Genomic DNA, 23,090 nt, shown 5'->3' on the forward strand with positions numbered 1-23,090 from the left:
CGACGAAGTCGCGGCCGTTGGCGGAGCCCTGGAGCTGGACCTGCCGCGCCGCGCCGGGGAGCTTGAACTCGATCCGGTCCAGGCGGCGGGTCGCTCCGAGGTCGGTTGTGGTGCTGCCGCGGTCGGTTGTGGTGCTTGCGCCGGTCGCCCCGGTGTTCGGTCTGCTGTCCGGCAGGGGCATGGCGGAGGCTGCCTGCCAGCTGGAGAGCAGTAATCCGGTGCTGAGTACGACGGCCAGCGCTGGGCGCCAGGCTCTTGCGCGTGATGGGGTGCGCTGTGGCTCGCGCATCGCGGTGATGGATGTGGTGCCCATGACGTTCCCTTCTGTGGGGAGAGGGTGGCGGCCGGGTCCGGGTCAGGCCCGCAGCCAGACCGCCGTGTCCTGCGGCAGCGCGCCCCCTGGGGACAAGGGGCCGCTGGCCAGCAGGAAGTCGGAGTGCTCGGGGAGTTTCACGGCCGGTGTGCCGAAGTTGACTACGCACAGGACGGTGCCGCCGCCCGGCACGGTCCGCGCGAAGGCCAGCACGTGCGGCGCGTCCGTGGTCAGCCAGCGCAGCGGGCCCGCGTCCCGGAAGGTGCGGCGCAGGCGCAGCGCGGTCCGGTAGAGCGCGAGCATCGATTCCGGGTCGCCGGCCTGCCGTTCGACGGCGTAGTGCGTCCAGTCCGCCGGGCGCGGCAGCCAGGCCGGGCCGTCGCCGTCTGCCCTCCAGGGCAGCGGCACCCGGCAGCCGTCCCGGCCGGGGGCCACGCCGCCGGAACGGGCGTGCATCGGGTCCTGGATCTGCGCACGCGGGATCTCCGCCTCCGGCAGACCCAGTTCCTCGCCCTGGTAGAGGTAGACGGAGCCGGGCAGAGCCAGGGTGAGCAGCGCGGCGGCGCGCGCCCTGCGGGTGCCCAGGGCGAGGTCGGTGGGGACCCCGAAGCGCTTGCGCTCGAAGGCGAAGCCGGTGTCCTCGGCCCGCCCGTAGCGGGTGACCGTACGGGTCACGTCGTGGTTGGCCAGCACCCACGTGGCGGGGGCGCCGACGGGCGCGTGCGCGGCCAGCGTGAGGTCGATGGACGCGCGCAGCTCGGCCGCGTCCCAGGGGCGGGTCAGGAAGTCGAAGTTGAAGGCGGTGTGCAGCTCGTCGGGGCGCAGGTAGCGGGCGAAGCGCTCGGTGTCCGGCAGCCAGATCTCGCCGATCAGCACGGCTCCGTACTCCTCTGCCAGCCGCCGCCAGGAGCGGTAGATGCCGTGCAGCTCCGGCCGGTCGTGGAAGGGGTGCGGGCCGCCGTCGCGGGGCATGTCGGGCAGCCCGTCGGCCTTGGCGAGCAGTGCGGCGGAGTCGATGCGTACGCCCGCGGCGCCGCGCTCGAACCAGAAGCGCAGCACGCCCTCGTGCTCCTGGCGTACCGTCGGGTGGCTCCAGTCGAGATCCGGCTGCTCGGAGCTGAACAGGTGGAGGTACCACTGGCCGTCCTCGGTACGCGACCAGGGCACGCCGCCGTTTGCGTTGTCGGCAGAACCTGCCGCGGGCCCGACGACGGACGCGCCGGTGGCCGTCGGGCCCGCTCCGCTCCGGTCGGCGCCGTCAGCTCGGGACGGCCGGCCGCGGCCGGTTCAGCGGACGAACTTCCAGGTGACGCTCGGCACCATGTCGGTGCCCGCGGGCACCAGCTTGCGGAAGGCGGCCTGGCTGAGGTCGATGTGGCCCGGGGCGCAGGAGGGGCACTTGTCCTTGACCGGCACGGTGATCGTCCTGCCGTTGTACGAGACCTGCACCTTGACGCCGGAACAGAGCGGGTCGTTGTTCGGGTTGGGCGACGTCCACCAGGAGGCGGAGACGGCGACCAGGTCCTGGGAGGTGGCGTCGATGTACGTGCCGCAGGCGCCGTAGCCCTTGTCGTTGTAGTAGGTCATCTTGCCGGTCATGGTCTGGCCGATCGGCACGGCCTGGGCCGTTCCCGTGCCGAGGGCGAGACCGGTGACGGCGGCCATGCCGCAGACCGTCGTCTTCCAGCGTCTGGACAAGTGCATGGTGTTCTCCTCATCCGAGTTCGTCCGGGTGTGTTCCGGGGGCTTTCTCGGGCAGCTGCCGTTGCCGGGCGCGGCGGTGCGTCCGGCGTTGCGCAACGTCGTGGAGTCGGCGGCGCGTTGGCGTCGCCGGGCGCGCGCGGTGCACCGGCGCGCGGACTCCGGTGCGGCAGCCCACGAAGCACTCCCGTGCACATGAGTGTCATGGTTCCCGGGTGCCTCACAACCCCCAATGGGGACAGATGTCTGGAAGTCGCGGATATGTACGGCGTGTTGGCCCGGAACGGACGGCCTGCTTCCACTGCGGAGCCGACTGGGAGGCGACAGCTGACAGATGACAGCCGATGACTGACAGTCGAACGCCGGAAGCCCCGGCAGCCCCCTACGCCCAGCCGCCACCGCGCGGCCAGACCGGTCCGCCGTCCCGCAGGCGTCGCAAGGCGCTTTCAGCGGACCGGCGGTGGGTGTGGCACGGGTCGAAAACCCCGGACATGTCGGAAACCAGTCCCTCCAGTTGGCCGACGGCTTCGGCCCGGCGTCCCGCCTGTGCGGTGAAGAGCGCGAGCTGCTGCCGGGTCACCAGGGTGTGCGGGTGGAGCGCGCCCAGCAGGCGTTCCCGGTCGTCGCGCAGGGAGGCGAGTTGGCACGCGGCCTCCTCGGGCCGACCGGAACGACCGGTGAAGTGGGCCAGCGCGCCGCGGATCGCCAGGACGTGCGGCTCGTCCGGCCCCAGCGCCGCCGAGGCGTCCCGCAACAACGCGCCGAGCTGCGCCGACGCGGCCGGCACCGCGCCCGCGAGGCCGGTGAACCACGCGATGCTGCGCCGCGTGGCCAGCGTGTGCGGATGATCGTCCCCCAGGAGCCGCGCGTGGTCGGCCAGCAGCGGCCGCAGCAGGCGTACGGCTTCGGCGGGCGCCCCGGCCTCGCCGGTGAAGTGCGCGTGCTGGCGCCGGGCGGACAGGGTGTCGGCGTGGCGGGGGCCGAGGACGGCGTCCGCGTCCCGGGCCAGTCGCGCGAACTGGTGCGCCGCCGCGGCCTGGTCGCCGCTCTCCCCGGTGAAGTAGGCGATCTGGTGCCGCACCGCGAACACGTCGGACGCGCTCACGCCGGACGCGTGCTCCCGCTGGGCGAGGATGCGGCGCAGCGACCGTACCGCCGCGTCCTGCCGCCCCGAGTCGCCGAGGGTCACCGCGAGCGCGAAGTCCGCACCGGGCACGGCCTGCGCCATGGCCCGGCGCAGCGCCTCCTCGGCGCGGGCGAAACGGGAGGCGCGGTGCGCCGTGAGCCCGAGGGCGTACGCCTCGTCGGGAGCGGCGCGGGGAATGACGAACCGCCACACGTGATCCGGCACGGGTTCCTGGCGGGGCGCGTCGAGGAGGTAATCGAAGACGCTGTAACCCAGTGGCGCCTCGTCGATGAGCAGGCTGCTCGTGGCGTGGGTCGGCTGGCACGCCCAGGCCAGCGCGGCGTCCACGGTCTCCGGTTGCAGACGGGCTCCGCCGCGGGCGTCCAGGTAGGGCTGGTGCAGGGCGGTCAGCCAGGCGAGTGGGACAGGTCTGCGCACTCCGGCCGCCCGGCAGTCGACGGCCGCCGCCACCAGGGCGGCGCCCCGGGGGTTGGCGCCACGGGACCAGGCGTCCCGCCAGGCGTCGAGCAGTTCGGGACCGGCGGCCAGGGTCTCCGCCACACCGAACCGGTCGCACGAGGTGAGCGCGCCCGCTATCCGGGGGTCCGCGGCGAACTCCCGCCCCCGCGCGCATTCGCCCGGCGACCACCGCCGTTCGATACGCAGCGGTACGGCCAGGTGGACCACCGACCGCTCGGCGCGCCACAGGTCGCGGTCGGCGCCCGTCAGCCGGCTGCCCTCCCTGGTGTCGTACCGCCGGTGTTCCTCCGTGCGCATGGTGGCGACCAGCACGGTGGAACGTCCGGGCACCCCGGTGATCCGGCGTACGTCCGCCTCGGTGAGCCCGTCCGGGCCGAGGTAGTTCTCCAGGTCGTCGAGCCAGACCACACACCGCTTCCGTGTCCGCGCGGCCTGGAGCGCGCACGGGACGGCGGCCCGCGAGAGCGGCCGGACGAGGGCGTGGTCGGGCAGGACGGCGCGTACGGCTTCGTAGGCGGAGCGGGTCTTGCCGGCCGTGGACTCGCCGATGAGCAGCAGGAATCCGCCGCGGGACACGAGGTCCCGTAGGTCCCGGTCGGTGTCCCGCTCGATGTAGCCCGGCTGGGCGCCGGGGCCGGTGCCGTCACGGGAGGCGGGGCCCGCCGGGTGCACTCCCACGGCTGTCGGGTCGGTGATGTCCGCGACGCGGGGCAGGCGCTGGTTGCGTACGCCCAGCAGGTGGTCCGGCCAGGACGCGCGGAGGGCCGCGGTGCGGAGGATTTCGGGGAGCATCTGGTCGGCCATCCGCCCCGAGACCGCCACCACCGCGACCCCGATGCTCGCCGCGAAGGTGTTCGGGAGCCAGATGCTCGCCAGGCCGGCGGCGGCCGCCCCGCACAGCACCGCCGTGGCGTACACGAGCCAGCCACGCGGCAGGTGATGCCCCGTCCCTGCCCGTGCCAGGATCTTCGCTGCGAGCACCTCATCCCCCTGACAAGCGCGCGCGGTGCCTGCATTCTCCCAGCCGCCGGAGCCGTGTCGAGGCGGCCGCCCGGCAGCGCCCGCCCCACGTGCCGGCCCGGCACGCGCCTCGGCCGGGGGAGTCCGGCGCGCCACAGGCAGGCTCTCAGTGACCGAGGACGGTGTCCGTCACGTGCGGGCCGATGAGGTCGTGCAGGAGGGTGGTGGTGGGCAGGGCGGGGCTGAGGTAGACGTGCTCGCGGCGGTGTTCGATGACGGCGAGCATCTTGCGGAGGGTGGCCGTGGCGTCGTCGCGGCGGCCGGCGTGGTGCTGGGCCTGGGCCAGCAGGCCGAGGTGGAGGGGGAGCCGCAGATGGGAGCGGGAGGGGCGGAGTTCGGCGAGGGAGGCATGCATCAGGTCGAGGCCCGCTTCGTCGCGGCCCAGGTGGGTCAGGGCCCAGCCCTCGGTCAGGCGCAGCATCGCCTTCCAGTACAGGAGCCCGTGTTCCTCCGCCACCCGCGCGCCTTCGGCGGCGGAGGCGTGCACGGTGTCGGGGTCGCCTTCCCAGGCGGCGATGACCGCGTTCACGTACAGGGCGAAGGACCGGTCGGAGGGCCTGCTCTCGTACGCCGTCAGGCTCTGCAGCTGGCAGCGGCGGGAGGCGGCCGTGCCGCGGTCGCCCAGGATCCAGTGGGTGAAGGTGTCGTAGGAGCGGCAGGAGACGCGCGGGTCGTGCTGGAAGGTACGGGCCAGGGTGCGGCCCTCGCGGGCGAAACGATCCGCCAGTCCGACGCTGCGCTCCAGCTCCGCGAGCGCCTCCGCCAGCCGGCCCCGCACGTGCAGCGCGACGCCCTTGCCGTACGCCGCGCCGAGCAGGGCCACGGGATGGCGCGTACGGTTGCCGATGTCCCGCAGCAGCCGGGAGAACTGCCGGGACTCGTCGTAACGGCCGGTGACCAGGAACGCCGAGCACAGCGCCCACAGCACCGAAGGGTCCTCCGGCGCGCGGGTGACCGACCCGAGGGCGCGGCCCCGGCTGAGCGCCGCCTCCGCCTCGGCGTCCCCGTAACCGCGGACCGTGGCCAGCAGCTGCCCGAGCTGGATGTACAGACGCTGCTCCAGCGCACGGGCCGACGCGTCGTCACGGGGCAGCAGACCGGCCAGGTGCACGGCCCGGCGCAGCCACGTCTCGACCTTCTCGTACGCCAGATGCTGTTCGGCCTGCTCGGCGGCGCGCAGCAACCGGGGGAGGGCCTGCCGGGCGGGCAACGCGTGCTGTGCGTGCCAGGTGTGGTGGGCGAGGCGTTCGCACTCGTCGTCCCCGGACTGCCCGCCGCAGCGCCCGGACAGCGACTCGGCCACCCGGGCGTGCAGCCGGTGGCGTTCGTCGCGCGCGAGCACGTCGACGAGCGTCTCGCGGACCAGCGCGTGCACGAAGTGCAGCCGCCCGGGGTGGTGCGGGTCCTCGCCGAGCAGGCCCGCCCGGATCGCCGCCTCCAGGGCGGGGGCGACCGGTTCGTCCTCGGTGGCGGTGCGGTGCAGCAGGTCCGTGTCGACCTCGGTGCCGATGACGGCACACAGCCGCAGCACCCGCAGAGCCGGCTCCGGCAGGGCGGCGAACCGCTGGCGCAGCGCCTCGCGCACCCCGGTCGGCACCTGTGCCAGCAGGACGTCGGTGGCGTCCGTGTCGTGCAGCCGTCGCACGTCGCCGAGCAGTGACAGCAGCTGCATGACGAAGTACGGGTTGCCCTTGCTGCGCTCGTGCAGCACCTCGACGACGTCCGCGCCCACCCCGCGCCCGGCCTGTGCCTCCACCAGGGCCGCGACGGCACTGCGGGGCAGCCCGCCGAGCCGCAGCGTCTCGGTCCTGGGGCCGCGGAGGATGTCCGCCAGCATCCGGCGGATCGTGGCGTCGGAGTCGGCCTCGAAGTCCCGGGCGGTCAGCACGATGCTGATCGGGTGCCCCTGACGGCGGGTGCCGAGCAGCCGCAGCAGGTCGAGGGAGGCGGCGTCCGCCCAGTGCAGGTCCTCCAGGAGCAGGACCAGCGGGCGTTCGGCGGCCAGTGTGAGCAGCACCTCGCAGACCGCGTCGTGGGTCAGGAACCGCGCCTGGGCCCAGTCGTCCTCGGGGGCCTGCCCGCCGGGGCCGGCCGACCGCTCGGGCATCACCGGCGCGAGCAGTGCGTCGAAGGGCGCGGTCGCGGCGAGGAAGGCGTCCGGCCGGGTGGCCGACAGGTGACGCAGCACCTGTGACCACAGCCAGTACGGCGGTACGCCCTCGCCCGGGAAGCAGTGGCTCCACACCACGTCGAGCGCGTCGCCGGAGGCCTCCAGCGCCGGGGCGAGTTCCATCAGCAAACGAGTTTTGCCGACTCCGGCGGCGCCCAGTACGCAGGCCACGTGCCCCTGGCCGGTGGCCGCGCCGGCCGATGTGGTGACCAGGCGGTGCAATTCTTGGTCCCGCCCGGTGAACGGCCAGGGGGCCGCTGCCCCTTCGGGGCCCGAGGGGCCTTCCGGGACGGGTGCCGGGGCAGGTGCCGTGGCGGCTGACGTCCGGCCGATGCCGGTCGCCCGCTGCGGACTTGCCGCCCGCGCGCCTCTGGCCGGCCCTGCCACTGCCGTAGTCCGGTCCGGTCTTCTCGTATCGGAGCCCTGGGCGGGCCGGTGCGCTCTCGTGGCAGGGGCCTGCGCCGCCGCGGAGTCCTCCGGACGTGTGGTTGGGTCCGGCGCGGGGCGCTGTGCCGGGAGGGCGTCCGGTCGGAGCGAGTCGAAGGGGCCGGGCGAGCCGGGCGAGTCGACGGCGGGTGGCGTGGCAGCGGGCGTGGGGCGGGGCGCGGGGCCGCCGTCGTCCAGCTCCTGACGGAGGATGGCGGTGTGCACCCGCTGGAGTTCGGCGGCGGTGTCCACGCCGAACTCCTCCAGCAGGTGACTGCGCGTCCGCTCGTACACCTCCAGCGCCTCGGCCTGCCTCCCCAGGCGGGACAGCGCCGTCATCAGATGGCCGACGAGGCGTTCCCGGGTCGGATGGCGGCGCACCTCCAGGCCCAGGTCGGCCGCCACCTCCTCGGCCTCCCCGAGTGTGAGCCGGGCTTCCGCGCAGGACTCCAGCGCGCTGAGCCGGACCTGCTCCAGGCGGGCGGTCTCGTCGGAGAGGGGCGGCTCGGCGCCGAACTCCGTGTAGGGCGTGCCGCGCCACAGCTCCAAGGCCTCGGTGAGCAGGTCGCGGGCGCCGGGCGCGTCCCGCTGGTCCAGGAGCTGGCGCCCGTCGGTGACCATCCGCTCGAAGCGGAACACGTCCACCTGCTCCGGGGCGAGTTGCAGCACATACCCGGGTGCCTGGTAGCGCAGGACGGACGAGGGGCCCTGGCCCGCCGCCGGGGCGAGCACCCGGCGCAGGTGGGAGAGGTGGCTCTGGAGGGTGGCGACGGGGTGCCGCGGCGGTCCCTCGCACCAGAGCTCCTCGATGAGCAGTTCGGTGGGCACGACTCTGCCCAGGCGTATGAGGAGCAGCGCCAGCAGGGCTCGGCGGCGTGGCGGGCCGAGGGGCAGGTCCGCGCCGTCGAGCTGCGCCGACATCGGGCCGAGGACGCGCAGTACGGGCTCGGGGGTGCCGGGACGGGGCCCGGCGGTCCCGGCCGGATCGGCGTGTTCCGGGAGGGGGGTGGGGGGCGGGGTGTCGGGTGTCATGTCGGTCCCAATCGTTCTCACGCCGGCGGTGGTGCGAGGGGGGCGTGCCGGGCTGTAACCGGGTCCATCCGGAAAGTGATCATGGCATATGTGGCGAGACGTTCAAAAGATCGGCAACCAGCCATCGGCAAGTGATCGGCAAGGCGAACGACAAGGAAGCGGAAAGCCGCCGCAGGGTGTCCGCAAGCGTTTAACAGCGTCTGGACCAGGGGCCCGCAAGGGGGCTGACGCACGATGGCCGCCAGCCGCCCACCGGCCGGGCCGAACCCCGTCGCCGGACCCGGGCGGGTGCGTCGCACCGAACCGGTGACCACCTCGCGAACAGGGACGCCATGCACACAGAAGGACCCGACAACCACCGCCCGGCACACCGCGGCGCGGACCACACCGGCCCGCCGGTCCGCCGCCGGCCCGCGACCGCCTGAGAGGCGCCGTGCGCCTCGTGACTCCCTTCCCCGGTCACGGGGCGCAGTCCCGCGGTACGGGTGCGGATGTCCGCGAAAGGGCATCCCGGTCCGACCCCATGCGCCTGCGCCCTCCTGCCGTACGACCTCGTCCCGCCCTGCCGTGACGGCCTGGCGGACTGCGGTCACAGACACACTCCACCCAGCCCGCGCTTTGCACCGGCAACGCGTTGTTCGCCTTCGAACGTACACGGTCGCGCGGCCCGGCCGGCCTGCCGCCGGCCCCGGCGCCGCAGCAGCCCGGACGGCATCCGCGGCCTCCTTCGCGCCGCGTTCCGGGCCGCCGTCGTCCCGCTTTCCCCCCCACGGAAACAGGAGTTGAGAATGGACAGAACGCAGAAGATCCAGCAGTTCATCGAAGAGCGCTTCCTCGTCGAATTCGGTGGCGAGGTGGCGGCCGAGACCGACCTTTTCGAGGCGGGCGTCATCGACTCGTTCGGTTACATCCAGCTCATGTCGTTCCTGGAGGGGGAGTTCGCGGTGCGGATCACGGATGACGACCTCCTCGCCAACGACTTCGTCTCGCTCGCGGAGCTCGACACCTTCGTCGCAGGCGTGGCCGAAAATCGCACCTGGGTCGGCGCCGACGGACTCTGAAACGCCGGATGCCGGTCGGCGCAGTGCGCTCCTGGCGGGTCCAGTGGGTTCAGTGGGGCGAGCGGGTTCGGTGATCCGAGTGGTTCGAGTGGACCGACTGGGTCCCGCGGTGATCGGTGTCCTTCGCCGCGCCCGTACCCTCGCGGCACCACCCTTCGAGTACGGACAGCACCCCGTCGGCGGTGAAGAACGCCCCGGGCAGCGCGACCCGCCGTACGACCGAGCAGGACACGTCGCCCTCGTGCCACTGCTCGCCGGTCACCTCCGCGGCCATGACGATGTACCCGCGCAGCAGTACGGCCAGTTCGTGGACGCGGTCCCACGGCGGCACGCGCCGGTCGCCGCCCCGGGCCGCCGCCGTGGCGAGGGCGGGCAGGGCCGTCAGCACCTCGTAATCGAGGGAGCGTGGGTACACCTGACCGGTACAGCCGACGACCCGGGCGAAACCGAGGTGGTGCGCGACGCGCCGTTCGACGCGGGCCAGTGCCGCCCGGTCGCCGCCGAGCAGGTCGAGCATGTCCTGGGCGGTGCCGACCGGGCCCTTGATGCCCCGCAGCGGATAGCCGGTGGCCAGCGCCCGCAGCCGCAGGACGGCCGTACCGAGTTCGTGCGCGACCGGGGCGGCGCGGTCTCGCCGGTGCAGCAGTTCCGCGACGGCCCCGGCCCGGCCGTACAGATGCTCCAGCGACAGCCGTACCCGCACCTGCGTGACATTGTCGGTGATGTCGCAGGATGTCAGGCCCTTGTGGATGTGCTGGTGGCCGGCGAGCGCGTTGAACTCCTCGATACGGGCCTTGAGGTCGTGCCGCGTCCGGCGCTCCCGCTCCGTGATGGAGGCCAGGTCCACCTGGTCCACCACCCGCTCGTACGCGGCCGTGGCGGCAGACGGCACCGGCACGCCCTCGGCCGCCTGCGCGCGCAGCACGGCCAGCCACAAGTGCCGCTCCAGCACCACCTTGCGCTCCGGCGACCAGAGGTCCACCAGCGCCGGGGAGGCCACGTCGCGGGCCAGGACGTCGTGCGGGAGACCGTGGCGGGCGCCGGGCGGCTCAGGTGCCGTCGCGGGGGAGCGGCGGCGGCAGGAAGCCGCTGGAACGGAAGAAGGCGAGGTAACGGTCGAGGAGAGCGGCGTCGGTGGGCGGGCAGCGCAGTCCGCTGTCCCGGAGGCCCCGCTCGGTGTTGGCGCGTCCGAGCCGCGGGAAGACGTCATCGAGGTACATCTCCTTCACGCTGATGTCGGACTTGTTGCTGCGGTCCACGCAGAGCGAGACGAACGGGGTCGTGGGACTGCCGGGATGGCGCGCCACATGCCGGACCAGTTCCGCTACCCATGCGTCGTAAGGGAGTTCACCGATCTCGTAACCCGCCGCCCGCATACGGGCCAGCATGTCGGCGAGGCGGGCCGGCCGCGGATTGGTGAGGTGGTACGTACGGCCGTCGGCCGGCTCATGGGTCGCCAGGTGCACCACGGCGGCGGCCAGGTGGTCGACCGGTACGAAGTCCAGCGGCAGCGGCACATCGGGCGCCACCCCCGTCTCCGCGATGACGCGGAACAGGGAGCTGATGGCCGTCTCGGTGTTGCAGATGCCGGTGTGCTGCTCGCCGGTGACCTCGTACGGCCGGTGCACCGCCACCGGCAGTCCCGCCCCGGCCGCCTCCCGGAGCATCCGCTCGGCCACCCACTTGCTCTCCGCGTAACCCATGGTCAGATGGTCGGCGTGGGCCAGCGGCGTGTCCTCGGCCACCTGCCGCACTCCGGCGGTACCGAAGCCCGCCAGGACCGCGATGGTGGACAGGAAGTGCAGGGGGACGCGGCGCACGGCGGCCAGCCGCACCAGTTCCCTGGTGCCGTGGACGTTGGCCGGCCGCAGCGCGGCATACGGGTAGAGGAAGTTGACGTGCGCCCCGGCGTGCAGGATCAGGTCGGCGGTCTCGCCCAGTTGCCCGAACCGCTCCTCGGTCAGGCCCAGGCGCGGGGCGGCCAGATCGGCCGGGAAGCAGATCAGACGCTGTTCGTACGAGGCGGTGTGCAGGCCGTACCGCGCGGCGTTGGAGCACACCCGGCGCCGCGCGTGCGCCGCGTCCCGCGCCCGTACGGGGCACAGCAGTTCGGCGCGGGTGACGCGGGCGAGCCGGTCCAGCAGGAAGGCGCCCACGAAGCCGGTGGCTCCGGTGACCAGGACACGCGCCGGGTCGCGCCAGCGGGGGAGGGGGCCGCACACCGGCGGCAGCCGCAGTCCGAGGCGCGCCTCGTGCAGAAAGTCCGCCTCCGAGGCGGGCGCCGGACCGGCCCGGCACCCGGCGCGGCCCGCCCGCAGCGCGCGGTCCACCGCCGCCGCGTACGCGCCGAGCGTCGGCGCCCGCAGCAGGCTGCGCACCAGGAAGGTGCCGTGTGCCGCGTCCATGCGCAGCGCGGTCATCGTCCTGGTGGTCACTTCGGCGATGAGCAGAGAGTCACCGCCGAGGTCGAAGAAGCTGTCGGCGGGCGTGGGGCGGACGCGCAGGATGTGTTCCCAGACGGCGGCGAGCAGGCTCAGGAGTTCGGGGCCGTGTTCGGTCGCGTTCAGGAGCCCGGGGCCGCCCCCGGGCACGCTCTGGAGTCCGGAGCCGTCCTCGGTCACGCCGCTCCCGGCCGCCTCCGTATCCGCCTCGTGCGAGGGGTGTTTCCCGTTTGCGTTCGCGTCGCCGTTCCCGGTCGCATCCGTTTGCCCGGCGCGCTCGGCCGGGTACGGGCCGAAGCCCTCCCGGCCGGGTCCGGGGCGTACCGCGTCGTGCGGGCGGGCCTCGTCGCGGGCGGCGGGCACCACCGTCCGCGCGACCAGGACACGCCGGTCGACCTTGCCCGCGCCGGTGACGGGGAAGCGGTCCAGGACGTGGATACGTGCCGGTACGGCGGGCGCGGGCAGCCAGGACGCCACGTACGCGCGCACCTGCTCGACCGGCACCCGTTCGCCGGGGCGCGCCGGTGTCACGAAGGCCACCGGCTGGGCGTGCGCCCCCTCCCCGTCGAGCTCCACGACGGCTTCGGCGACGGCCTCGTGCGCGCGCAGCCGGGTCTCGATCTCGTCCAGCTCCACGCGGAAGCCGCGCAGTTTGACCTGCCGGTCGCGGCGGCCCCGGTACTCCAGCGTGCCGTCCGGCCGCCACCGGGCGAGGTCGCCCGTCCGGTACAGGCGCCCGCCGGGCCGGGGGTCGAAAGGATCGTCGGGGAAGCGTTCGGCGGTCAGCGCCGGGTCGTTGAGGTACCCGAGGGCGATGCCGTCGCCCCCGACCAGCAGCTCGCCTTCCTCCCCCGGCCCCACGGGCGTGCCGTCGTCGCGGAGCACGTAACAGGTCGAGTTGGGAAAGGGCCGCCCGATGGGCACGGTGGCCGCGTCGGCGGGCAGGTCCCGGACGACGTACGCGCTGGAGACGACGCTGTTCTCGGTGGGACCGTAGAAGTTGACGAGGGTGATCCCCGGGCAGGCGGTGAGCACGCGGCGGCACAGCCGGGGATCGAGCGCCTCACCGCCCGCCGAGACGAACCGCAGGCCGCGCAGCGCCTCCGGCCGGTTCCGGGCCACGTGGTGCAGTACCCCCGCGGTCAGGAAGGCCACCGCCACGTCCGCCTCGCGCAGCAGCCGCTCCAGCGCGTCCAGGGACAGCAACTGCTCGCGTTCCGCGACGACGAGACAGGCCCCGGACAGCAGCGCCGTCCAGATCTCGATCGTCGAGGCGTCGGAGGAGCAGCTGTACGCGTGCAGCACCCGCTCCCCGGCCCGGGGCGGGGACAGCCAGGAGCCGGAGGCGGCCAGGCGCACGACGCCGCGGTGCGGGACCGCCACCGGCTTCGGACGGCCGGTCGAGCCGGAGGTGAACATGACATAGGCGCAGTCCTCCGGGGTGACGGCGACGCCCGGCGGCGCGAAAGGCCCGGCCGGGTCGTCCGCACCCGGAGCCTCCGGGGTGAGATCGCCCTCGATACGGGCACGCAGCCTGCGCACCCGGCTCGTGCTGCCCGGCAGGGCGACGGCGACCCGTACCTCGGCCTCCTCGGCCATGGCGCGCAACCGCGCGGGCGGATACGTGTCGTCCAACGGCACGTACGCCGCGCCGCACTTGACGGCGGCCAGGAACGCCACCAGCGCCTCGGGGCACCGGCCGCCCAGCACGCCCACGGCGCTGCCGGGGCGGACACCGGCGGCCAGCAGCCGCCGGGCGAGGGCGTCGGAGTGCCTGCTCAGGTCGCCGTAGGTCAGAGTGCGGGCGCCGTGCCGGACGGCGGGCGCCCCGGGCGCGGCGAGCGCCCGCTCCTCGAACAGCTCGTGCAGGCAGCGGTCGCGCGGGTACGGCGTCGCCGTGTCGTTCCACGGCGCGGGCCGGCCCGGCCGGCCGGACGGTTCCGCGAGGGACATGCCTGATCAACCCCATCGTGTACGGGAGGAACGGAAGAGGAACGCGGGCGGGGAATGCGGGGGGCGGGCGCCGGCCCGGGAGGAAGCGTCCGGGCCGGTGCGCCGGCGGGCAGCCGCCGAGGCGCGGCCGGCCCGGTCCCGTGTCGTGCGCCCCCGTCGCCGAGCCCCGTGCCACCCGGGGAAAGCGGGTGTACTAGCGGGTTACCCAGCAATCCGCCGTCGCTGTTCACTCCTGCGGATGATGCGGAACGTTTCGGTGAGCAAACGCGAGCCCATCATGAGCGGTGTACCACCGGCCGCGCCGCCGTGCGCCCCGCCGCGGGAGGTGGCGTGGCCCGGACACGGGTTTGCGGGCAGCCCTGGATGCGCAGGAATGGTGGCGAACGTGTCCATGTGCGGGAGGCGGACCGGCGGCGGAACGCCGGCAGCCGACCAGCGCCGCACCCGCCGCTGCCCGACCGGCATGTGCCGTCGGCCGGTCACCGCAGGTAGCGCACGTTACGCCCATGCCGGCATCGGCACCCACAAGTACCGGCCCCGGCCCCTCTCCCCGCTCCGAAGCGCCCCGGCACCGGCCCGGCCCCGCCCCGCCGAACCCTCGCGCACCCCCGTCCTCGTACCACCCCGTGGAGGCCCCGTATGCCTGATGAGGAGTCGACGGCAGCACCCTGCCCCGGCCCGACGCCGGTCGGCCGCCCTTCCCGGCCGCCGGACGACGCCGACGAGCGCGCGCCGTCCCGTGACCCGCGGGCCCAGTGGCCCGCCCTCTTCGCTTCGCGGCAGGCGCGGCGCGGCGCGCTGCTGGCCCCGCTGACGCGGACGGCGGGCCCGCCTCCGCACCGGCAGCACATCACCTGGGTGGGAGACCTGCAGCAGGGCGACGGTGGCAAGGGCGCCATGACGGACCGGCTGGCGCCCGCCCACCAGCTGGCCGTCCGTGTACAGGGCGGTGACAACGCCGGGCACACCACGGTCTTCAAGAGCACGGCGGACGAGGTACGGACCTTCAAGAACCACCTGCTGCCCTCCGGCCTGCGCCACCCCGGCGTGCTCGGCGTCATCGGCAACGGCGTCCTGGTCAACCCGCAGACCCTGGCCGACGAGATCGCTTCGTTCGCCCCGCACGTACCGGAGTTGCGCCGACGGCTGGTGGTCAGCGACCGCGCGCACCTCGTCCTGCCGCTGCACCGGCTCGTCGACGGCCGCCAGGAGAGCGGCGGCGGACGCTGCTCGGACGTGATCGGCACCACCCGGCGCGGCATCGGCCCGGCCAATGTCAGCAAGGCCAACCGGATCGGCATCCGGGTGCGCGACCTGCGGGACCCGGATCTGCTGCGGCGCAGGATCGAGCAGAATGTACGTTTCTTCGGTCTGCCGTCCGGCCACGTCGACGCCGACCTGGCCTGGCTGGAGCCGCACCGCGACCTGCTGCTGTCCCTGGCGACGGACACGGTCACGCTGCTCGACGCCGCGGTCGACGGCGGCTACTCGGTCCTGCTGGAGGGCGCCCAGGGGCCGGTGCTCGACGTGGAGCACGGCACGTACCCGTACGTGACGACCTCGCCCACCGCCTTCTACTCCGTCACCAGCGGCACCGGCCTGGACGGTTCGCTGGTCGGCCACCGGGTGGGCGTGCTGAAGGCGTATCAGACCATGGTCGGCAACGGGCCCTTCGTCACGGAGGACGCCGGCGAACTCGGCGACCGGCTGCGCCGTACCGGGGAGGAGTTCGGCACCACCACCGGCCGTTCCCGGCGGTGCGGCTGGCTGGATCTCGCCCACGCGCGCTGGGCGGCCGGCTTCAATCGCTACACGAGCGTGGTGGTGACCAAGCTCGACATCCTGGACGGTTTCGACCGTATCGGCGTGTGCGTGGGCTACCTCCTGCCGAACGGGGAGTACGGCGAGTTCGTACCGGACCGCGCGTACCTGGAACGGTGCCGCCCGCTGTACTGCTGGCTGCCCGGCTGGCGCACCCGCACCCGCGGTCTGACCCGCTACGACCGGCTCCCGCCCGAAGCCCTCGCCTTCCTGCGCTACATCGCCGACTTCCTGGGCATCGAAGTGGCCGCGGCCGGCACCGGCCCGGCCGACGGGGACCTGCTCGTCGACCCCGCCGCACGCCTGGCCGGTCTGCTGCCCCCGCCCGCGGCGGCGGGGCTGCTGCGGGCGGTCCGCACCGGAGGAGAGAAGAGGACGATCGCATGACACCGGAACTGAAGAGCCTGTGCGTGTTCTGCGGCGCCGGCGCGGGCGTGCGGCCCGCCCATGGCCGGCTCGCCGCACGGCTGGGGCAGGCGTGTGCCCGGCGCGGTGTCCGCGTCGTCTACGGTGCGGGCGGCGTCGGCGTGATGGGCGCGCTGTCCGACGCGGTCCTGGCCGAGGGCGGCAGCATCACGGGGGTGATTCCGCAGGCCCTGATGGACCGGGAGTACGGGCGGCGGGACCTGACCGAGCTGCGGATCGTCGACTCGATGCACGAACGCAAAGCCCTGATGCACTCCTTGAGCGACGCCTTCCTCGCCCTCCCCGGCGGCTACGGCACGCTGGAGGAGCTCTTCGAGATCACCGCGTGGGCCCAGTTGCGGCTGCACCACAAGCGCATCGTGCTGCTGGACGGCGGCGGCTTCTTCACCCCCCTCAGCCGGATGCTGGACCACGCCCGTGACGAAGGGTTCGTCTCCGACGCCGACCGGCAGCTCGTCCAGCACGCCAAGTCCGTGGACGACGCGCTGCGGCTGGCCGCCCTGCCGCCGGACCCGGCCGCGGAGGCCCCCGCGATCGGCCCCGCCCAGACCTGACGCGCCGACGTTCCCCCCTTCCGCAGGGCCCGGGCCCCGCCCTGCCTTCCCGGGCGCCACCCCGCCTCCCCACACCCGCCGGGCCGAGACAAGGAGCAGCACCCATGCCGGACGACGGAAGACCCGCCCGCTACCCCTTCTCCTTCCGGGGCGATCAGCTCGCACCCGAACTCGCCGAGTCGGTGGCGTACCGCCCGATCCGGCGCGTACGCACCAACACCGGCACCGACGCCTGGCTGGTCAGCAGCCATGAGCAAGTACGGTCGGTGCTCCGGGACCGCCGCTTCAGCCTCACCCTGACCTCCGACCCCTGGACGCCCCGGCAGGACCCCCTCATCCCGCCGCTGACGGTCACCGACATCCGCACCCACTGCGAGAACGCGGGACTCCTCCAGGAACTCTTCCGGGGCGTGGGCCCGCACCAGCGGTTCCTGACGCCGGTCCGCGTACAGGAGCTGGCCGCCGGTCTGCTCGGGACCTTTCTGGCCGGGGAGCAGCCGGGCGACCTGGTCGAGGGGTTCATCATGCCGCTCTCCCGCGCGCTCACCATGGAGCTGCTCGGGCTGGACCCGGAGGGCTGCCCGGACAACGCCACGATCTTCATGACCTTCCGTACCGGGCCGGAGAGCCAGCTCGCGGTGCCGGAGAGCTGGCTGCTGGTCCTCGCATGGATGCTGGAGCAGCTCCCCGGGCTGCGGGCGAGCGGCAAGGGCCTGCTGGGGCGGCTGATCGCGCTCAGCGACGCGTCCGGCGTACTGAGCGACGACGAGGTCGCCGACCTCTTCGTCTTCCTCCTCATCTCCCAGTTCGGCAACCCGGCCACCTTCCTCGGCGCGGCGAGCGTGGGGCTGATGCGCCACCCGGAGGTGATGGACCGGCTGCGGGCGGACCCGGCGCTGCTGCCGCAGGCGGTCGACGAACTGCTGCGCTGGACGGTCTTCCTGGGGGACGCGCTGCCCCGCATCGCCCGTGAGGACGTGCTGCTGGACGGCGTCCTCGTCCGGGAGGGCGACCTGGTCCTGGTCTCCACCGACGCGGCCAACCAGGACCCGCGGGTCTTCCCCGATCCGGACCGTCTGGACATCGACCGGCCGCCCGGCCCGCACCTGCGGTTCAGCGACGGCCGGCACCGCTGTCCGGGCGGGCCGGTCGCCCGGATGCAGGCCGCCGAGACGCTGCGCGTGCTGCTGGGACGGACCGCCGATCTGCGCCTGGCCGTGCCCGCCGACGCGATCGAATGGCACCGCTACTACGCCGTCACGCTGCCGGTTGCGGTGCCGGTCCGCTGGACGGTCGAGGACGAGCCCGCCGGGCCCGTGTCCGGCAACGAAGGGAGGGGCGGACGATGACATCCCCGCAGCCCGCGGCATCCGGGCACGAGAGCCCCGGAGGCGAAGGCGCCGCCCCGGTGGACGCCGAGTACTTCCGGGCCTGGACCGACAGCAGGCCCACGATCAGCTGTGCGCTGTGGGAGGACCCCGAGGAGAACGGCACGGACACCGCGCCCGGCGGCGCGGACCGTCCCGCGGCGGAACACGACGACTTGGAGCGCGCCCAGGGGCGCAAACTCCGCACGATCGCCCAACTGGCCGGGGTACGGCCCGGAATGGACGTCCTGGACATCGGGTGCGGCTTCGGCGGGATGCTCGATCATCTCGTCGGGCACGAGGGCGTACGGTCCGCCCACGGGATCGAGATCAGCGCACCGCACTGCCGTGAGATCCGGCGCCGCGGAACCCCGCGCGTCAGCGTGGACTGTCTGGACTACGCGGATTTCCGGCCGCGCCACCGCTTCGACGCGGTGGTCAGCATCAGCATGATCGAATACCTCGCCGGTGTGTGGGCGCCGGGACGGAAGGCGGAGGTGCGCGCGCTGCGCGACTTCTTCCGCCGTACGCACCGGTGGACCAGAACGGGCGCGGGACTCGCTCTCGAAGTGGTGATCAGGGGCCCGCGGGGCATGGACGCGGAACAGGTCCAGGCAGGCAGCCAGAAGCTGGCGGACATGGGGGAGCCGCCCGGGTCACCGCCCGCCCTGCCGAACGTCCTGGCCGCGGCCGACGGCCTGTGGGAACCGTGGTCGGTACGGACCCACCGCCAGGACTGGGTACGGACCCTCGACGTCTGGATCGCGCGCGCCCGAGCCGCCGGCGAGACCATCGACGCCCGCTGGGGGACGTCGGTGGCCGAGCGGACCCGCCAGTACCTGAGCCAGGAGCGCGAACTGTTCGCCGCTGGCGGGCTCTCCGTGGCGCACCTCTCCTTCCGGCGTGTCGGCGAGGAGGAGACCGCGGGCGGAGCGGGCGGCTGACGGGGGCCGGGGCGGTACGGGGCTTCCCGAGCGCCCCGGGTCCCTCACACACCGACCCCGGCACCCGGCTCACCGCACCTTCGATCAGCCCGTGAACCCCTGCTCGCTCAGAATCTTGTCGATACGGGCGCGGTGGGCCGCCTCCCACTCGTCGAGAGTCTCGGCGGCCTCCTTGGCCAGCTTCCCCCGGGCGTCGCGCAGCACCTGCTCGCGGCGGTCCCCGGGAGTGACCACCACGCCCTCCTCGTCGGCCACCACGATGTCGCCGGCGCGCACGGTCACGCCACCGCACCGCACCGGGCCGTTGAGCGGCTCGACGGCCGCCTTGGACCCCGGAATGGGGATGACACCACGGGCGAACACGGGAAAGCCCGCTTCCCGTACCTCGGCGAGGTCACGGATCAGCCCGTCGGCCACGATCGCCGCGACACCGTGGCGCTGCGCCACCGCACAGACGTTTCCGCCCGCCAGCGCGTAGTCCAGGTCGCCCGACTCGACGACGATGACGGAACCGGGCGCCGCGCGGTGGACGGCCGCGTGCAGCATGAGGTTGTCGCCCGGAGGGCACCGCACGGTGAACGCCGGTCCGGCGACGCGCGGGACCGGGGACCACAGAGGGCGGATACCGGCGTCCATGACCTGCCCGCGGCCGAGGAGATCGGCGAGGGTGGTGGAAGGGACGCTGCTGAAGTCTGCGATGTCGTTCATGGTCTCCTTCTGCGAGGTTCCGCGGCCCGGGCCCGTCGGTACGGGCCGGACCGTGCCGGGCACCGGGAGCGGACCACGCCGAGCAGCCAAGGTCGTACGGGACTGATCGGCCCCCCGTTCCCAGGTGCCGCCGCCCACCGTAGTGTGATCATCGTGCCGTGTGCTCCCGGGGGCCGGGCGCCGCCATGTACCGCACCTACGGAGACGACCGCCATGCACCTGCGCTGTGCCGTGCTCGACGACTTCCAGGACATCGCCACGACGGCCGCCGACTGGACCCCCGTCCAGGACCGCGTGGAGGTCACCTCCTTCACCCGGCACTTCACCACCGAGGACGAACTGGCCGAGGCACTGGCCGGTTTCGACATCGTCGTCACCCTGCGCGAACGGGTGCCCTTCCCGGCCTCCCTGTTCGCCCGGCTGCCCCGGCTCCGGCTGCTCGTCGCCTCGGGGATGCGCAACTCCGTGATCGACTTCGCCGCGGCGGCGGAGCACGGGGTGACCGTGTGCGGCACGGCGAGTGCGTCCACGCCGCCCGTCGAGCTGACCTGGGCGCTGCTCCTGGGCCTGGCGCGGGGTGTGGTGGCCGAGAGCAACGCGTTGCGCGCAGGCGGCCCGTGGCAGTCCACGGTCGGCGCCGACCTGCACGGCCGGCGCCTGGGCCTGCTCGGACTCGGCAAGATCGGCAGCCGGGTCGCCAGGATCGGTGCGGCCTTCGGCATGGACGTGGTGGCCTGGAGCCGGAACCTGACCAAGGAACGGACCGACGAAATCGGCACCGGCCTCGCGGCGAGCATGGAGGAACTCCTCGCCACCAGCGACTTCGTCTCGGTCCACCTGGCGCTGGGCGACCGCACCCGGGGTCTGCTCGGCGCGCCCGAACTGGCCCTGCTCAAGCCGACCGCGTACCTGGTCAACACGTCCCGGTCGGCCATCGTCGACCAGGAAGCCCTGCTCGCCGCGCTGCACGAGGGCCGGATCGCCGGCGCGGGCATCGACGTCTTCGACATCGAGCCGCTGCCCGCCGGCCACCCGATGCGCACGGCGCCCCGGCTGCTGGCCACACCCCATATCGGCTATGTCTCCCGGGACAACTACCGCACGTACTACGGCCAGGCGGTCGAGGACATCGAGGCGTACCTGGCGGGCGCACCGGTACGCCTGCTCGGCTGAACGACGCCCCGGCCGGACCTGCCACCGCGCAGCCGGACGAGCGGCACGCCACCGGGGCGCGCCGCTCGACGGCGTCAGTCGCCGTGCACCCGCGAAGCCCGCGGGACCAGAGGCTGTCGGCGAACCGCTTGAACGCGGCCTTCAGGTGTACAACCCCCGTGGTACTGCCCACGCGCCTACGACGCCCGGCGGGCCGCCCGCCACTCCGGCGCGAGCACCGACCAGATCTCCTCGTCGTGCCGCTTGCCCCGGTACAGGTAGCTCTCGCGGATCGTGCCGTCCCTCGTCATCCCCAGCCGCCGGGCCACCGCGATGCTGGGCGCGTTGCCCGACGCCACCACCCACTCCACGCGGTGGATGCCGCGCTCCTCCACGGCCCAGTCGATCAGCTTGCGGACGGCCCGGGTCACCAGCCCCCGGCCGGCCGCGGACGGCTCCAGCCAGCAGCCCGCCTCGGCCCTGCCCTGCGTCACGTTCATCGTGCGGAAGAAGACCGCGCCGACCAGTGTGCCGTCGGCCCGGATGCCGTACATCCGGCCGGTGTCGGCCGCGGTCTTCTCCGCGTACGTCTGGAGGAACGCACGGCACGACGCCAGGTCGGTGACGACGTCCGGCAGTCCGTTGTACTGCCCGATGAACTCCCGCCCCCGGTCGATGTGGGCCAGGAACTCCTCGGCCTGCCACGGTTCGAGGGGGCACAGCTGCGCCCCGTCGTCACCCAGGGATATCGCGAACATGGTGGTCCCTCCGTCGCCGAAACCGGTGCGTACTGCGTCCGGATCTTGCCACAGGGTGTGTCCGGGGTGGCCACGGCTCACGCGCCCTCGTTCCGGGCCGGGAGGAACCGCAGCAGGACCGCTATGGCGACCGCCAAGGCGAGGCTGAAGAACAGGGCGGCGGCCAGGGCATGTCCGTACGCGGCCGGGTCGTGGCGGGCGGCGCCGCCCAGCGTGCCGTAGAAGATGACGCCGACGGCCGCGACGCCGACCGAGCCGCCCACCTGCTGCCCGGTCGACAGGACACCGGAGGCCATGCCGATCTCCGCCGGGCGCACGCGCGCGAGCACCGCGTTGAGCAGCGGCGTGACCAGCACACCGGTGCCCGTACCGATCACCAGCAGCGGTACGACGAGGGATTCGGCCGTCAGCGCCGCCCCGGAGCGCAGGACGACGGCGATGGCGGCCGCGTGGCCGAGAGCGAGGACGACGGCCCCGGCCCGCAACAGCCGCCGCCCGTGGCGGGCCGGCCGCCCGGCGACGACGCTGCCCGCGAAGAAGGCGGCCGCGAACGGCAGGTAGCACAGACCGGCGGCCAGGGTGCCCAGGCCGAGTCCGTCCTGGAGGGTGACGGACAGGACCAGGAAGAAGGAGTTGATGCCGAAGTAGGCGAGGAGGACCAGCACCATCCCGACGGCGAAGGCACGCTCGCGCAACAGGCCCAGCCGTACGAGGGGGGAGCCGCCGCGTGCCTCGACGCGGCGTTCGACGCGTGCGAAGCCGAGGAGGGCGAGTCCTCCCGCGGCCCAGCTGAGCCAGGTCCACAGGGGCCAGCCGGCCGCGCGGCCCTCGACCAGCGGCACGACGAGGAGGAAGAGCGCGGGTGTCAGGACGGCCGTGCCCGCCAGGTCGAGACGGCGGCCCTCGGGGGCCCGCGACTCGGGGACCAGGACGGCGGCGAGCACCAGCGTCAGCAGACCGACGGGCACGTTGACCCAGAAGATCGGACGCCAGGACGTACCGAAGAGGTCGGCGCCGACGAGCACACCGCCGAGCAGCTGCCCGGCCACCCCCGCCGTACCGATGACCGCGCCGAGCACGCCGAACGCCCGCGCCCGCCGCTCCGGCGGCAGCAGCACCTGGATCGTCGAGAAGACCTGCGGGGACATCACGGCGGCACCCAGCCCCTGGACGAGCCGGGCGCCGATCAGCGCACCGGCGCCGGGTGCGGCCGCGCAGGCCACCGAAGCGAGCGTGAACAGGGCCATGCCGATCAGGAAGCATCGTCTGCGGCCGAACAGGTCACCGAGCCGGGCACCGGTGATCAGGGCGACGGCGTAGCTGAGCTGATAGCCGGCGAGGACGAGCTGGATGTCCGCGTCCGACGCGTGCAGATCCCGCTGGATGGCGGGAGTGGCCACGAGCACGATGAACGTGTCCAGTACGGCCACGAAGACGCCGACGAGGACGACGGACAGGGCACGCCACGGGGACGGCCCGGCGGGGGCGGCGGGTGCGGCGGTTACGGGCCGCGCGGCCGGTGGTTCGGTGAGCTTCATGCCCCCGACCCTGGTCCGGGCGCGGTGAGCGATACAGAGGCCGCTTATGCTGGTGGCCGCGGTACCCCCTTGCGCTCCGGAGCCCCGGCGGCCGGCGGC

General features: G+C 73.8%; 13 protein-coding genes and 2 pseudogenes. 6 read left to right on the plus strand and 9 right to left on the minus strand.

What is annotated here, in order from left to right; genetic code table 11:
- Positions 1–355: 355 nt before the first annotated feature.
- The 4 genes and pseudogenes from ACZ53K_RS23170 to ACZ53K_RS23185 form a co-directional block, all read right to left on the minus strand.
- A pseudogene (locus ACZ53K_RS23170) lies at positions 356–1,597 on the minus strand (alpha-amylase family glycosyl hydrolase); the annotation flags it as partial.
- A 3-nt stretch (positions 1,598–1,600) separates the two neighbouring features.
- Entirely contained in the window at positions 1,601–2,017 is a 417-nt protein-coding gene (locus tag ACZ53K_RS23175) for a cysteine/serine endopeptidase inhibitor (RefSeq protein WP_468839741.1), read from the minus strand.
- A gap of 379 nt (positions 2,018–2,396) precedes the next feature.
- Positions 2,397–4,601, minus strand: coding sequence for a hypothetical protein (locus tag ACZ53K_RS23180; RefSeq protein ID WP_468839743.1), 2,205 nt, complete (start codon positions 4,599–4,601; stop codon positions 2,397–2,399).
- Between the two features lie 145 nt (positions 4,602–4,746).
- Entirely contained in the window at positions 4,747–8,268 is a 3,522-nt protein-coding gene (locus tag ACZ53K_RS23185) for an ATP-binding protein (RefSeq protein ID WP_468839746.1), read from the minus strand.
- Positions 8,269–9,056: 788 nt separating this feature from the next.
- Here ACZ53K_RS23185 and ACZ53K_RS23190 point away from each other — a divergent pair.
- Entirely contained in the window at positions 9,057–9,329 is a 273-nt protein-coding gene (locus ACZ53K_RS23190) for an acyl carrier protein (RefSeq protein ID WP_468839748.1), read from the plus strand.
- Positions 9,330–9,495: 166 nt separating this feature from the next.
- On the opposite strand, the pseudogene ACZ53K_RS23195 reads toward ACZ53K_RS23190, so the two are convergent.
- Positions 9,496–10,341: pseudogene (locus ACZ53K_RS23195) on the minus strand (lyase family protein); the annotation flags it as partial.
- Positions 10,342–10,378: 37 nt separating this feature from the next.
- Positions 10,379–13,723, minus strand: coding sequence for an amino acid adenylation domain-containing protein (locus ACZ53K_RS23200; RefSeq protein ID WP_468839756.1), 3,345 nt, complete (start codon positions 13,721–13,723; stop codon positions 10,379–10,381).
- A gap of 639 nt (positions 13,724–14,362) precedes the next feature.
- On the opposite strand from ACZ53K_RS23200, the gene ACZ53K_RS23205 reads away from it, so the two are divergent.
- From ACZ53K_RS23205 to ACZ53K_RS23220, 4 genes are all read left to right on the plus strand, one after another.
- Positions 14,363–15,931 (plus strand): adenylosuccinate synthetase, encoded by a 1,569-nt coding sequence (locus tag ACZ53K_RS23205; RefSeq protein ID WP_468839759.1) that lies wholly within the window; start codon positions 14,363–14,365, stop codon positions 15,929–15,931.
- Positions 15,928–16,524 (plus strand): LOG family protein, encoded by a 597-nt coding sequence (locus ACZ53K_RS23210; protein WP_468839761.1) that lies wholly within the window; start codon positions 15,928–15,930, stop codon positions 16,522–16,524. The genes ACZ53K_RS23205 and ACZ53K_RS23210 overlap by 4 nt, the downstream gene beginning before the upstream one ends.
- 104 nt (positions 16,525–16,628) lie before the next feature.
- Positions 16,629–17,873, plus strand: a complete 1,245-nt coding sequence (locus tag ACZ53K_RS23215) for a cytochrome P450 (protein ID WP_468839764.1) — start codon at positions 16,629–16,631, stop codon at positions 17,871–17,873.
- Positions 17,870–18,835: an SAM-dependent methyltransferase gene (locus ACZ53K_RS23220; protein ID WP_468839767.1), complete on the plus strand. Its 966-nt coding sequence runs from the start codon at positions 17,870–17,872 to the stop codon at positions 18,833–18,835. The genes ACZ53K_RS23215 and ACZ53K_RS23220 overlap by 4 nt, the downstream gene beginning before the upstream one ends.
- A gap of 84 nt (positions 18,836–18,919) precedes the next feature.
- Here ACZ53K_RS23220 and ACZ53K_RS23225 read toward each other — a convergent pair whose 3' ends face one another.
- Positions 18,920–19,543 (minus strand): RraA family protein, encoded by a 624-nt coding sequence (locus ACZ53K_RS23225; protein WP_468839770.1) that lies wholly within the window; start codon positions 19,541–19,543, stop codon positions 18,920–18,922.
- Between the two features lie 213 nt (positions 19,544–19,756).
- Between ACZ53K_RS23225 and ACZ53K_RS23230 the strand changes: the two genes are divergently transcribed.
- A complete protein-coding gene (locus tag ACZ53K_RS23230) occupies positions 19,757–20,716 on the plus strand; it encodes a D-2-hydroxyacid dehydrogenase family protein (protein WP_468839773.1) in 960 nt (319 codons plus the stop codon).
- A gap of 176 nt (positions 20,717–20,892) precedes the next feature.
- Here the strand turns inward: ACZ53K_RS23230 and ACZ53K_RS23235 are convergent, their stop codons facing one another.
- Positions 20,893–21,453, minus strand: a complete 561-nt coding sequence (locus tag ACZ53K_RS23235; RefSeq protein WP_468839776.1) for a GNAT family N-acetyltransferase — start codon at positions 21,451–21,453, stop codon at positions 20,893–20,895.
- A 77-nt stretch (positions 21,454–21,530) separates the two neighbouring features.
- Positions 21,531–22,991, minus strand: coding sequence for an MFS transporter (locus ACZ53K_RS23240; RefSeq protein ID WP_468839778.1), 1,461 nt, complete (start codon positions 22,989–22,991; stop codon positions 21,531–21,533).
- Positions 22,992–23,090 lie beyond the last annotated feature (99 nt).

The organism is Streptomyces sp. NPDC033221 (assembly GCF_055577005.1).

Bases quoted from the DNA above. Each gene is read 5' to 3' on its own strand.
- ACZ53K_RS23190 (WP_468839748.1), top strand. From the start codon at position 9,057: ATGGACAGAACGCAGAAGATCCAGCAGTTCATCGAAGAGCGCTTCCTC.
- ACZ53K_RS23220 (WP_468839767.1), top strand. From the start codon at position 17,870: ATGACATCCCCGCAGCCCGCGGCATCCGGGCACGAGAGCCCCGGAGGC.
- ACZ53K_RS23225 (WP_468839770.1), bottom strand. From the start codon at position 19,543: ATGAACGACATCGCAGACTTCAGCAGCGTCCCTTCCACCACCCTCGCC.
- ACZ53K_RS23240 (WP_468839778.1), bottom strand. From the start codon at position 22,991: ATGAAGCTCACCGAACCACCGGCCGCGCGGCCCGTAACCGCCGCACCC.
- ACZ53K_RS23185 (WP_468839746.1), bottom strand. From the start codon at position 8,268: ATGACACCCGACACCCCGCCCCCCACCCCCCTCCCGGAACACGCCGAT.
- ACZ53K_RS23210 (WP_468839761.1), top strand. From the start codon at position 15,928: ATGACACCGGAACTGAAGAGCCTGTGCGTGTTCTGCGGCGCCGGCGCG.
- ACZ53K_RS23235 (WP_468839776.1), bottom strand. From the start codon at position 21,453: ATGTTCGCGATATCCCTGGGTGACGACGGGGCGCAGCTGTGCCCCCTC.
- ACZ53K_RS23230 (WP_468839773.1), top strand. From the start codon at position 19,757: ATGCACCTGCGCTGTGCCGTGCTCGACGACTTCCAGGACATCGCCACG.
- ACZ53K_RS23200 (WP_468839756.1), bottom strand. From the start codon at position 13,723: ATGTCCCTCGCGGAACCGTCCGGCCGGCCGGGCCGGCCCGCGCCGTGG.
- ACZ53K_RS23175 (WP_468839741.1), bottom strand. From the start codon at position 2,017: ATGCACTTGTCCAGACGCTGGAAGACGACGGTCTGCGGCATGGCCGCC.
- ACZ53K_RS23205 (WP_468839759.1), top strand. From the start codon at position 14,363: ATGCCTGATGAGGAGTCGACGGCAGCACCCTGCCCCGGCCCGACGCCG.
- ACZ53K_RS23215 (WP_468839764.1), top strand. From the start codon at position 16,629: ATGCCGGACGACGGAAGACCCGCCCGCTACCCCTTCTCCTTCCGGGGC.